Origin of the sequence: Ferdinandcohnia sp. FSL W7-1320, from assembly GCF_038050315.1 — a bacterium.
GTDB lineage: Bacteria > Bacillota > Bacilli > Bacillales > Bacillaceae_L > Ferdinandcohnia > Ferdinandcohnia aciditolerans.
Window position 1 is genome coordinate 1,433,386 of the sequence record NZ_JBBPAM010000001.1, and the last position, 12,311, is coordinate 1,445,696.

16 protein-coding genes are annotated in these 12,311 nt (G+C 36.7%); 14 read left to right on the top strand and 2 right to left on the bottom strand.

Features of this window, described 5'->3' with window-relative positions; genetic code table 11:
- Positions 1–2: 2 nt before the first annotated feature.
- From pepV to NST91_RS07305, 7 genes are all read left to right on the top strand, one after another.
- On the top strand, positions 3–1,412 hold the full coding sequence (gene pepV, locus NST91_RS07275) for a dipeptidase PepV (protein ID WP_341330602.1): 1,410 nt from the start codon (positions 3–5) through the stop codon (positions 1,410–1,412).
- 144 nt (positions 1,413–1,556) lie between these two features.
- Positions 1,557–2,126, top strand: coding sequence for an RNA 2',3'-cyclic phosphodiesterase (thpR, locus tag NST91_RS07280; protein WP_341330603.1), 570 nt, complete (start codon positions 1,557–1,559; stop codon positions 2,124–2,126).
- A 147-nt stretch (positions 2,127–2,273) separates the two neighbouring features.
- Positions 2,274–2,669 (top strand): CidA/LrgA family holin-like protein, encoded by a 396-nt coding sequence (locus NST91_RS07285; RefSeq protein ID WP_341330604.1) that lies wholly within the window; start codon positions 2,274–2,276, stop codon positions 2,667–2,669.
- Complete coding sequence (locus NST91_RS07290) at positions 2,666–3,352, top strand: LrgB family protein (protein ID WP_341330605.1); 687 nt, start codon at positions 2,666–2,668, stop codon at positions 3,350–3,352. The genes NST91_RS07285 and NST91_RS07290 overlap by 4 nt, the downstream gene beginning before the upstream one ends.
- A 15-nt stretch (positions 3,353–3,367) precedes the next feature.
- Positions 3,368–4,087, top strand: a complete 720-nt coding sequence (locus NST91_RS07295; RefSeq protein ID WP_341330606.1) for an NERD domain-containing protein — start codon at positions 3,368–3,370, stop codon at positions 4,085–4,087.
- Between the two features lie 93 nt (positions 4,088–4,180).
- On the top strand, positions 4,181–5,116 hold the full coding sequence (locus tag NST91_RS07300) for a diacylglycerol/lipid kinase family protein (RefSeq protein ID WP_341330607.1): 936 nt from the start codon (positions 4,181–4,183) through the stop codon (positions 5,114–5,116).
- Between the two features lie 177 nt (positions 5,117–5,293).
- The gene (locus NST91_RS07305; RefSeq protein WP_341333503.1) at positions 5,294–6,082 is read left to right on the top strand and encodes a phosphotransferase family protein; all 789 of its coding nucleotides are present in this window, start codon (positions 5,294–5,296) and stop codon (positions 6,080–6,082) included.
- Here the strand turns inward: NST91_RS07305 and NST91_RS07310 are convergent.
- Positions 6,077–6,355, bottom strand: a complete 279-nt coding sequence (locus NST91_RS07310) for a YtzH-like family protein (RefSeq protein WP_121447378.1) — start codon at positions 6,353–6,355, stop codon at positions 6,077–6,079. The two genes, NST91_RS07305 and NST91_RS07310, sit on opposite strands and share 6 nt — an antisense overlap.
- Positions 6,356–6,609: 254 nt before the next feature.
- On the opposite strand from NST91_RS07310, the gene trmB reads away from it, so the two are divergent.
- Both trmB and NST91_RS07320 read left to right on the top strand, forming a co-directional pair.
- Positions 6,610–7,254, top strand: a complete 645-nt coding sequence (trmB, locus tag NST91_RS07315) for a tRNA (guanosine(46)-N7)-methyltransferase TrmB (RefSeq protein ID WP_341330608.1) — start codon at positions 6,610–6,612, stop codon at positions 7,252–7,254.
- A 131-nt stretch (positions 7,255–7,385) separates the two neighbouring features.
- Complete coding sequence (locus NST91_RS07320) at positions 7,386–8,228, top strand: YtnP family quorum-quenching lactonase (RefSeq protein ID WP_341330609.1); 843 nt, start codon at positions 7,386–7,388, stop codon at positions 8,226–8,228.
- A gap of 47 nt (positions 8,229–8,275) precedes the next feature.
- Here NST91_RS07320 and NST91_RS07325 read toward each other — a convergent pair whose 3' ends face one another.
- Entirely contained in the window at positions 8,276–8,584 is a 309-nt protein-coding gene (locus tag NST91_RS07325) for a PepSY domain-containing protein (protein WP_341330610.1), read from the bottom strand.
- A 167-nt stretch (positions 8,585–8,751) separates the two neighbouring features.
- On the opposite strand from NST91_RS07325, the gene NST91_RS07330 reads away from it, so the two are divergent.
- From NST91_RS07330 to NST91_RS07350, 5 genes are all read left to right on the top strand, one after another.
- On the top strand, positions 8,752–9,831 hold the full coding sequence (locus NST91_RS07330; RefSeq protein WP_440274139.1) for a M42 family metallopeptidase: 1,080 nt from the start codon (positions 8,752–8,754) through the stop codon (positions 9,829–9,831).
- Positions 9,832–9,900: 69 nt separating this feature from the next.
- Entirely contained in the window at positions 9,901–10,422 is a 522-nt protein-coding gene (locus tag NST91_RS07335; protein ID WP_341330612.1) for a DUF84 family protein, read from the top strand.
- A gap of 124 nt (positions 10,423–10,546) precedes the next feature.
- Positions 10,547–11,044 (top strand): hypothetical protein, encoded by a 498-nt coding sequence (locus tag NST91_RS07340; protein ID WP_341330613.1) that lies wholly within the window; start codon positions 10,547–10,549, stop codon positions 11,042–11,044.
- 91 nt (positions 11,045–11,135) lie between these two features.
- Entirely contained in the window at positions 11,136–11,450 is a 315-nt protein-coding gene (locus tag NST91_RS07345; protein WP_341330614.1) for a thioredoxin family protein, read from the top strand.
- Between the two features lie 53 nt (positions 11,451–11,503).
- Positions 11,504–12,301, top strand: a complete 798-nt coding sequence (locus NST91_RS07350; protein ID WP_341333504.1) for a DUF1444 domain-containing protein — start codon at positions 11,504–11,506, stop codon at positions 12,299–12,301.
- The last annotated feature ends 10 nt before the right edge of the window (positions 12,302–12,311 follow it).

Consider the following 12,311-nt stretch of genomic DNA (forward strand, 5'->3'; position numbering starts at 1 on the left):
AAATGGAGCAGATTAACTGGCTTGAAGAAGTAACAAAACGTAAAGATCAAATGATTAAAGATACACAAGATTTTTTGAGAATAAAAAGTGTCCTTGATGAAGAACATGGAACTCCAAATGCACCGTTTGGGGAGGGAATTGATGAGGCATTACACTATCTATTAGACAAAGGCAGTGCAGAAGGCTTTAGCGCTAAAAACCTTGATGGATATGCAGGCCATCTTGAAATGGGTTCTGGAAATGATTTGATTGGAATTTTATGCCATATTGATGTTGTACCAGAAGGGGATGGCTGGTCTAGTGATCCATTTGGGGCAGAAATTCATGACGGAAAAATAATTGCAAGAGGCTCACTCGATGATAAAGGTCCAACGATGGCTGCATATTACGCAATGAAAATAGTGAAAGAACTAAATTTGCCACTTTCTAAGCGTGTTAGAATGATCATTGGAACGGATGAAGAAAGTGATTGGCGCTGTGTAGACCATTATTTTAAGCACGAAGAAATGCCGACAATGGGCTTCGCACCAGATGCGGATTTCCCAATTATTTATGCTGAAAAAGGAATCGCTGATTTTGATATGGTTCAAAAATCGGATCAAGTTTCTGATGGTGATCTTCTGTTAGAATCGTTCAGTTCTGGGAGACGCTACAACATGGTTCCTGATTTTGCAGAAGCCAAGCTTGAAGGGAAAGCAAATCTTCAAGAAATGGTGAATGATTTCCAAGAATTTTTACATAAAAATACATTAGAAGGTCGTGGCATATGTGATGAAGATACCGTCATTTTTCAGCTTGAAGGTGTGTCTGCTCATGGGATGGAGCCAGACCATGGAAAAAATGCGGGCTTATATTTGGCAACCTTTTTACAAGGATATTCATTAGATGAACAAGCAAGGCAATATATAAACTTCATTCATGAATATTTCGTTGGTGATTCAAGAGGAAGAAGTCTTGGTGTCGCTTATCGTGATGACATTACGGGTGATCTAACCATAAATGTTGGAAAGCTTTCCTATTCATCAATGAATGGTGGAAGATTAGGATTAAATTTACGTTATCCAGTAACAAATGATATGGAAGGAACGAAGAAGAAACTTGAGGAAATATGTGAGAAGTTCGGATTCGAGCTTACGAATTACAGTAATTCTTCACCACACCATGTTGACAAGAATCATCCACTAATTCAAACACTTCAAAAAGTCTATGAACAGCAAACTGGTGAAGAGGCTACTTTGGTTTCAATTGGTGGAGGAACATATGCAAGGTCATTAAAAGCAGGTGTGGCATTTGGACCATTGTTTCCAGGTCGTCCGGATGTTGCCCACCAAAAAGATGAATTTATTTTAGTAGATGATTTAGTTGCGGCAACCGCAATCTATGCTCAAGCAATTTATGAATTAGCGAAATAAGATGCTGGAGCCCGCCCTGATGGCGGGCTTTTAAATTAGGATATAGAAGTAAGTGCTAACTCCGAGAGAATCCCCCTAGTTTCCCTTTATCCGTAAGTTTGCTAAAATGGGTAAATAAATTATGTCAAAAAAGGAGCTTAAAAAATGGAGCATCAAACTCACTACTTTCTTGCACTTGCACTTCCTCCAGAGACAAAAGAGCTCTTGTTTAAATGGCGGAAAATGCTGGACCCACGCCTACCGTTTAAGTCATGGGTTCATCCTGAGGATTTACACATTACGCTTGCTTTTTTAGGGGGGCAGGCATCGTTTAAACAGTTGACTTCCATCAAAAAAGAAATGCCGGAAATCGCTAAGGAGCATCAACACTTTACTCTTCAACTCAATGGGCTAGGAACGTTTGGTAAATCAGATTCTCCTCGTATCTTATGGGCTGGAGTAGAAGAAAGCGAACCATTAATAGCTCTTCAAAAAGATATTTATCAAGCGTGCACGGACTTGGGTTTTTCACTTGATAAACGAAAGTTTACTCCACATATAACTTTGGCAAGAAAATGGAAATCTGAAACCCCTTTTTCTACAAATGATTTAAATGAAATCGTACAACCTAAGGAAGATCAGTCACTATTTAAAGCAGAACATTTTGTGTTATATCAAACTCACTTGAATCGAACGCCAAAGTATCAGCCGTTATCGATTTTTTCATTGAGCTAAAAAGGCGATGTTCAAAAAAATTCCAAATGATAAACTTCAGATATCTGCTTCACTCGGCCTCTCTGGTCCTCGAGACTGCCGTTTCTTTATCTACTGGCTACTGATTTGTCTAATTTTTGAACACGTATTAAAAGGGGAAGTTTTACGATGAGATTTGTTAAGATTTGTTTTCAAATTGCCATTTTATATATGATTTATTGGGTCGGAACGTTGATACAAGGGCTTTTACACACATCTATTCCAGGTAGTATTATTGGGATGATTTTGTTATTTATCTTGTTACAAACCAACATCATTAAAGAAAAGTGGCTTGGAGAAGGGGCTCATTTTTTACTTGCGTATTTGGCACTGCTCTTTGTGCCAGCAACTGTCGGGATCATGGATTATCTCCCCTTTTTCAAAGGGAAGGGTTTTATTACGGTTGCCATTGTGTTGTTAAGTACAATTCTAGTTATGCTTACATCAGGTATAGTTGGTGATAAATTAGCAGCTAGAAAGCAACAAAAACAAAGCACGAATATTGGGGAGGGCTTTGGAGCATGAATACTCTATATGCGATCAGCTCAATCGTTTGTACAATCACTATTTTTCTGTTGATGACGCGTCTGTATAAACGATATTCTCACCCGTTACTAGTACCAATTGCAACAACTACCCTTGTGGTTCTTATTATTTTGTTATTTTTCTCAATCCCTTATAAAACTTATATGTTGGGTGGAAAATGGATAGATGAGCTACTCGGACCTGCAGTTGTGGCATTGGCCTATCCTTTGTATCAAAATCGCAAGTCGTTAAAGGAATTTTTCATTCCGATTATCATTGGCGTCTTTGTAGGTTCTACAACAGGAATTATTACAGGAATATATTTTTCAAAAGTTTTAGGCATCGATTCAGATATCATCCTTTCTATTGCTCCAAAATCAGTTACATCTCCGGTTGCTATGGATATTGCAAGCATGACGGGTGGAATTCCTGCATTGGCTGCCGTATATGTAATGTTTGCGGGAATTTCGGGTGCGATGTTTGGTCCACTTCTTTTAAAAATGGTAAAGGTCAATCACTTTGTCGGTGTTGGTTTAGGATTTGGGACCGCATCACATGGTATTGGCACAGCTAGGGCATTGGAAATAGGAACAAATCAAGGGGCAATAAGCTCGATTGCGATGATTTTAAGTGCGGTCTACACATCAATCATATTGCCAGTTTTGTTTTCTTTTTTTCTATAATGAGGTGAAAAGAAGTTGGGACAACTAATAAAATTGCAGGATTATATATCTAGGTATGAAATTGATATGTTTCGGTATCCAGGCCAGTTTATCCGTCAAAAAAGAAAGCAATGGGAACAGACAACGATAGAGAAACAACAATTTCTTGATCATATCTTTGATTTTCAAATGAAATGGGCAAGCTCTACGATTCGGGAAAAATCATATATAGATAAGGAATTTTACAAGGATCATAATTTAAAATACTTTCTTCAGCGATTTCCAGATACGTATCTTGTGTTATATAGACCCATATTCAAGTTGAAAAATGCGCCGGTTGAAGTGGAAATTATCATGATTAGTCCGACGACAACTTGGTTAATTACCATTCTTGAAGGGATAGAAAATAGTGTATTTATCGGTTCAAATGATAGGTTTTGGATTGAACGAAAAGGAAAGCATGATAAAAAAGTGTTATCACCGATGATTGAGCTTGATCGAATGGATGGTATCGTTCGTACGATTTATTCTTTATATGATATCGTGCTACCAATTCGGAAAGTGATATTGAATCGTACAGGCTATATTGATTTTCCGCTTGCACCATTTGATGTGGATTTAGTGGAAAAAAGAAAATATGAAGAGTGGTTTACTGGTTTGCGAAATACAAGTTCTCCATTAAAACATATGCAATTAAAAGCATGCAATGCGCTACTACAATACTGTCATACAGTTTGTGTGCGTAGGATGGAATAGGGGTGTAAATGAATGCACCCTTTTTCTATTGTCATCTCTATGAATATAAAATACTATTAAGTCATGAATGTCATATTCTTTTGAGGATAAACTATGAAACTATTGATTTTTATTGTAAATAAACAGGCTGGTAATGGAAAGGGACTAAAAGTCTGGAACCAGCTTAAACATGAATTAGAACAGAAAAAGATCCACTATCGTTCTTTCTTCACAAAATACCCAAATCATGCAGGTGAATTGGCGCGACAAATCGGTTCAATGTTCGATGTTAAGGTGGAGGCTGTCGTCGCTGTTGGGGGTGATGGAACCATTAATGAAGTCGTGAATGGAATGGTGTATTATCCTGAGATTAAGGTGGGATACATCCCAGCTGGCTCTGGTAATGATTTTTCAAGAGGTTTTAATGTGCCAAGTTCTCCATTAGATGCACTCTCCTTTATTATTCGCAATAAATCAGGTAAGGGAAAATTGTTTGATATCGGAAAATGCAAGATTCAAGGGAAAACAAAGAGCTCCTATTTTGTGAGTAGCTTAGGAACAGGTTTTGACGCTGCAGTTGCGAAGCAAACAAATGAATCGCAAATAAAAAAATACTTAAATAAGGTACATCTCGGCTCATTAGCATATGTCTTTGCACTGATTCGCCTCCTTTTTACTTATCGCCTTACGAACGTTACAGTAAGCATTGACGGAAAAGAATTCCATTATGAAGATGTTTGGTTTGTGACCGTTTCAAATCAACCTTTTTATGGCGGAGGTATGAAAATAGCGCCACAGGCAAAGACAACAGATGGTTTATTTGATGTTACAATCGTTCATCATCTTTCAAGAATCAAACTTTTATTTGTATTTGTGACCGTTTTCTTCGGAACTCATACTAAGTTTAAGGAAATTGCGCAGCATAAAGGTGTAACTATCCGTATTGAATCAGATGAGAATATGTTCGTTCATACGGATGGCGAATTCATTGGCCAAACTCCAGTTAAGGTTGATGTTCAGCATCGACAAATACCTTTTTTGGTCGAATAATCCTATTTGGTACTATTTGCCTGTGTTATTTTTGCTATTTTTTATAGCGAAAAAGTTTCTTTATCTTGACTTTAATTGTAAATGAACGCTAAAATTTAGTAAGATAGCTATTGTAATATGGTATGTTCAATAGCTGTCTTTTTTATTTTATATTTATTAGGAAATGTTGTGTTGAAATTGGAGATAAACTGGCTTACATACGTATTAGGCAACGAGTGGGAATACTCCCCAGCGGGTGGTGCAACGGGAGACGCGTATTTTGCCCAATTAAATGATAAAAAAATATTTCTTAAACGAAATTCATCCCCGTTTCTTGCGGTTCTTTCTGCAGAAGGGATTGTTCCAAAGTTAATTTGGACTAAGCGTCTCGAAAATGGCGATGTTGTCACAGCACAGCAATGGCTCAGTGGCAGAGAATTAAAACCTGCTGAGATGAACGGTGAAAATGTGGCTGGATTACTTAAAAAGATTCATCAGTCCAATGAGCTATTAGAAATGCTTAGACGTATAGGTAAAAAGCCTATAGAAGCCAAAGATGTTTTGGACGATGTATTACGAAAATTGCATCCAGATTTATTAAGGTTTGAAATTGTGAACAAGGCCATTACTTTTTTAGAGCAAGAACTTGAAAATATGAAACATGACCATAGTGTCGTATGTCATTCAGATGTTAATCATAACAATTGGTTATTATCAGATAGCAATGAGCTCTACTTAATTGACTGGGATGGGGCAATGATTGCAGATCCTGCAGTTGATATTGGAATGCTTTTACATTGGTATATAAAAAAAGAAGACTGGCCAAAATGGATCAGTCTCTACGGAATGGAATTGACAGATAATTTGCTTCTGCGTATGAAATGGTATGTGGTTGCACAATCTTTGCATCTTCTGGGTTGGTATCAAGTAAAAAAGAAGGAGAAGGAAATCCTTCATTGGCTTCAATATTTGGAGCACCTTTTATGAGTATTGGTCAATATCTGAAATCCACTGATTAATTTGATTTTGATGAGATTCAATATGGTTATCCAGATGCTGGGTATATTGACCTTGTTGACTATAGGAATAGACGTCAGTTAGAACCTGTTTCACACTCTGGTCAATATTTGGGTTTGCCAGAAGGGATTGAATCAGTCTACCTAATTGTTCACATTCAGATACTGTACCACAGCAATCCATCTGATGATTTGATAATATATCCTTTAAAATATCCATTTGATGTGTATAATCTAGAGGCATTTTAAGAACACTTCCTTTTTGATGTTGTCTCTATACTACATTTCCATGAAATGACCATTTTTATACGATATAAACACGAAACTCACCAATCGGTGGGTTTACGTTTTTTATTGGCATTAACACATCCAACAGAGCCTTGCACGAAATTGTTGGACATGTTATTCTTTTGTGCGATACAACTTTAATAGGATGGTCAAAAAGTCTGGTGAAAATGACAATTTAATCTGAACACGTATTTAAATGAGGTGGCAATCATGCGTTTGCGCAATAAACCGTGGGCAAAGGAAAAATTAGCGTCATACCCACAGTATGTAATTGAGAATCCAGTTGAACATAAAGGGAATTGGAATCAAGTATTTGGAAATGATAATCCAATTCATATAGAAGTAGGTACAGGTAAAGGTAGATTCGTAACAGAGATGGCAAAAGCTCATCCTCATAACAACTATATTGGGATTGAATTATATGAAAGTGTAATAGTCTCAGCACTAGATCGTGTTATTGAGGCAGAGATTCCAAATCTTAAATTATTAAATCAAAATGCTGTTAAGCTTAGGGACTTTTTTGAAAAAGGAGAAATTGACCGCGTTTATCTCAATTTTAGTGATCCCTGGCCAAAGACACGTCATGAAAAACGTCGTTTAACCTACAAAACGTTTTTACAAATGTATGAGGATATCCTTGGTGACGAAGGTGAAATTCATTTTAAAACGGATAATCGTGGATTATTCGAATATTCGTTAAGAAGTTTTTCTGAATACGGTCTTCTTTTAACATTTGTTAGTCTTGACCTGCATAAATCAGATTTTGAAGGTAATATCATGACTGAATATGAAGAAAAATTTTCAGAAATGGGACATCCGATTTATCGATCAGAGGTCCGCTACCAACATAAATAATCCTAACATCCCCCATAAACTGTGGTTTATGGGTTTTTTTTGTTGGTGGGTTAACTCTACGGAAAGATGATTTATAAATTTTCATAATAATGGTAAAATGGGTATAACCGTTTGTGAAGGGTGGGGAAAGAATGGAACAGCTTGTAATTGGTGATATTACACTTACATGGTTAAATGGCGGTGTTACACATTTAGATGGTGGTGCAATGTTTGGTGTTGTACCTAAACCGTTATGGTCAAAAAGATATCCACATAATGAAAAAAATCAAATTGAACTGCGAACAGATCCAATCCTTGTTAAGGCAGGTTCAAAAAATATTTTAATTGAATCAGGAATTGGTAATGGGAAACTGACTGATAAGCTCAAACGAAATTTTGGGGTCCTGGAGGAATCTTCTATTGATAAGTCTTTAGCAGAGCTTGGACTTACTACGAGCGATATTGATATCATCCTTATGACTCACCTTCATTTTGACCATGCATGTGGGCTTACGAAGTGGGAAAATGATAAATTGGTTCCTACCTTTGAGAACGCTGTCATTTATGCAACAGATGTGGAATGGCAAGAAATGAGAAATCCGAATATCCGCTCAAAAGCAACATACTGGAAAGATAATTGGGAAGCAATCGAACATCAAGTAAATACGTTTACTGACAAGCTTGAGATAGTCCCTGGAATTACCATGATACATACAGGTGGACATAGTGATGGACATTCTATTATTTTAATAGAAAGCCAGGATGAACAGGCAATACATATGGCGGATATCATGCCGACACATGCCCATCAAAATGTTTTGTGGGTATTGGCCTATGATGATTACCCAATGAAATCGATTGAGCAAAAACAAAAATGGATGGGTGAAGGACTTGCAAACGAAGCATGGTATATTTTTTATCATGATGCTTTATATCGAGCAATTAAATGGAATCAAAGTGGAGAAATAATTGATTCATTGAAAAAGAATTCGTGAATAAAAAATTAGCTTATAAGTAGTAAAATCTTATAAGCTAATATGCCTTACAATGGGTTAACTTCTAATATGGAACCTGTTTTTGCATCCATTACGAATTCGTATTGGTGGCTTCCTTGATTTAATTTGCGAGAAATGCCACCTTTGTATACTTGATAGTGTATGCCTGATTTTGTGTAGTCTTCTGGATTCATTTGAATCCAAGAACCATCAATTGGTCCATTCTTTTTGAAAGCTTCTTTGGCTAGTTTTAATGCTTTGTCACCGGGAATCGTTGAATCACTTAATGCTTCTTTAATAAGAAGTGCACTTGCAAATCCAACACCAAAACCAAGAAAAAACTTATTCCAGCTCATTAAATCCCTCCTAAACGAACTTAATCCTTGTGATAAGTATAACTTCTTTTTATGAAAATCTCCATGTTCGCTATGGTAACGAAAAAACAATTTCGATATACTAAATAATGTACATAATAGAATCAAATTTTTGCAAATTGTTACAACTCTTATATACCGAAAGGAGAATGACATTGAAACAGGATACACTTGAGCTTTTTAAAACGTTAACAGAGCTCCCTGGGGCTTCAGGGAATGAACACCAGGTAAGAAAGTTTATGCGTTCACAGCTTGAAAAATACTCAGATGAGGTTGTACAAGATGGATTAGGTAGTATTTTTGGAGTACGCCGTGGTGATGCTAATGGGCCAACTGTCATGGTTGCAGGCCATATGGACGAAGTTGGATTTATGATTACATCAATCACTGATAATGGGATGCTACGTTTCCAGACTTTAGGTGGCTGGTGGAGCCAAGTTCTTCTAGCGCAACGTGTGCAAGTAATTACTGACAATGGTCCTGTAATCGGGGTTATTGGTTCAATCCCTCCACATTTACTGGAAGAGAGCCAACGAAAAAAACCAATGGATATTAAAAATATGTTAATCGATATTGGTGCTGATGATCGTGAAGATGCAATCCGCTTGGGAATAAAGCCTGGTCAGCAGGTAGTTCCAATTTGTCCATTTACACCAATGGCTAACGAAAAGAAAATTTTAGCCAAAGCATGGGATAATCGCTATGGCTGTGGGCTTTCTATTGAGCTATTAAAAGAATTGCAGGGAATTGACTTACCGAATACACTTTATTCTGGAGCAACTGTACAAGAAGAAGTAGGTTTAAGAGGAGCAAGAACCTCGGCAACAATGATTAAACCTGATATTTTCTATGCCCTAGATGCAAGTCCAGCAAATGATATGTCTGGAGATAAGAGTGCATTTGGTAAACTTGGACATGGAGCTTTACTTCGAATATTTGACCGTACGATGATTACACATCGTGGTATGCGTGAGTTTATTTTAGACACTGCAGAATCAAATAATATTAAATACCAATATTTTGTTTCTCAAGGTGGAACAGATGCTGGTCAAGTTCATCTTTCAAATGAAGGTGTGCCATCAGCTGTAATCGGGATTTGCTCTCGTTATATACATACACATGCATCAATTATTCATGTGGATGACTATGCTGCTGCAAAAGAATTACTTGTTACCCTTGTAAAGAATTCTGATCGCACAACAGTGGATACTATTCGTCAAAATGGGTAAACAATAAGTTTAAAATTAATGTGCTCGGCTCTTGCCGAGCATTCGTTTTGGTAAAAAGGTGGGAATGAAATGATACGAATTGCAATTGGTACGGAAAATCCTGCAAAAGTAGATGCAATTATAAAAGGATTTCAGGGCATTGAGGCAAATTTTCATCCAACATCTGTTTCTTCGGATGTGTCAGCCCAACCATTTTCAGATAAGGAGACCATTCAAGGTGCAATTAATCGCGCAAAGTCTTCTCTTGAAAAGGAAGGCGCAGACCTAGGAATTGGCTTAGAGGGTGGGGTCGTTGAAACCGAGTTCGGGATGTTTTTATGTAATTGGGGCGCAATTGTTGATAAAGACAATGACCCGATAATTGCAGGTGGAGCAAGAATTCTCCTACCGTATGAAATAGCTAGAGAATTAAAAAAGGGAATCGAACTTGGTGATGTGATGGAGGATTTCACAAAACAAAAGGATATTCGCAAGGCTGAGGGGGCAATCGGTATTTTCACGGACCAGTATGTGAATCGAAAAGATATGTTCACGCATGTCGTTAGGCTTCTAGTTGGCCAGTTTTCATATAGAAAAAAATTCAAGTCATAATTGTTACAATAAAATGGTACTTATTTCTTATTGATTAAAATATCTAGATTACCCTTGCAACTAATAAATTAATAGGTTTATTATAGAAAAAGAGAATAGCTACCTTTTTAAGGGGTGAGAGAATATGAAACTAGGAAAAGTCTTTGTTTTCATTTTTCTATTGTTTGTAGGACTTTTGGCAGGTTGTGCATCGATTGAAGATGAATCTAAGGAAACGGTTGCAGCGGTCGAAGATATATTTAAAGCTCAACCCGAAAAGACAAATAGCGAAAACGGCGATGTATCCTTTTATCTGCCATCTACTATGGAGATAGAAGAGAAGGATGAAAATAACATAATCCTTCAAAACGGAAACCAAACATTTATTTTATTTGTTAATCCAAATGAAGAACGTACAAGTGATGTATTATATAATTCAGTCGATGCGAAGGAATTTGCAATTGACAAAACCTATACAGATAAAGAGCGATTTGGCTATGTAAAAGCTTTTGAGATTGAGGACAAGCTTTACCTTGTGACTGTGGGAATTGGCGGAATAAAAATGACGACTGAAACGAAGGTAAGCGACATTTCTGAAAGTGCAACTGAGATGATGCAAATCGTATCTTCCGTGAAATATTGATATTAAGCCCCTACACTGTTAGGGGCTTTTATTTGTTTTTAGATAAAGAATATATGATAATTAGTTCATACGGAAATTGGAGGTAAAGCCCATGAAAAAACTTGAAACGATAGACCAATATCAAGAATTAATCAAAAACGGAAAGAACATTTTTATGTTTTCAGCAGATTGGTGTCCAGACTGCCGTTTTATCGATCCATTTTTGCCTGAAATAGAGAGTTCTTATCCTGACTATACATTTTACTATGTAGACCGTGACGAATTTATTGATTTATGTGTAACTCTGAACGTTTTTGGTATACCAAGCTTTGTAGCTTACGAAGACGGAAAGGAAACAGGCCGTTTTGTAAGTAAGGACCGTAAAACAAAAGAAGAAATTCAACAATTCATTAATGGTCTCTCTTAAGATCACGCAGAGAGAGGAGATTGATTTTTATGGACTCAAAAAATAATAGAAAAATGGATTCAAAAAAAGTAAAGAATTTAATCCAAGAAAAGCTATCCCATCATAATTGGCAATTTTCTTTTGACCGTGAGAAAGATACTTTACGTATTGAGGATAAGGAAACGAAGAAAGGAACGACTGTCACACTTCCGGGAATAGTCGCCAAATACCAAGAAGAAGGTCCTGGAAGTCTTGATGAAGTCATTTATTATATTGAAGAATCTTTGACTTTTATGAATAGTGAATTGGAACTTGAGGGTAAAGAAAAAAACATTTTTCCTGTTATTCGTTCAACCTCCTTCCCGACAGAATCGAATGAGGGAGAAGAACTTATTTACGATGACCATACTGCAGAAACAAGAATCTATTATGCTCTAGATTTAGGAACAACGTACCGCTTGGTCGATAAAAAACTTTTACAAAAAGAAAATTGGAAGTTTGAACGGATCCGTGAAATAGCGAGATTTAATTTACGTTCCCTAGATGTTTCATACAAAACTGACGAAGTTGCAGGCAATACCTTCTATTTTATTAATAAAAACGATGGGTATGATGCAAGTCGTATCCTGAATGATGCTTTTTTACAAAAAATGAGCCAACAAATTAGAGGAACAATGGCTATCGCTGTCCCACATCAGGATGTACTGATTATAGTTGATGTTCAAAATGATACGGGATATGATATCCTGGCTCAAATGACTATGAGCTTTTTTGCAAGTGGACGTGTTCCCATTACGGCACTCTCATTTCTTTATGAAGATGGTAAACTTGAGCCCATCTTTATCCTTGGGAAAAATCGCCCAAGGAAATAAACAATACTCT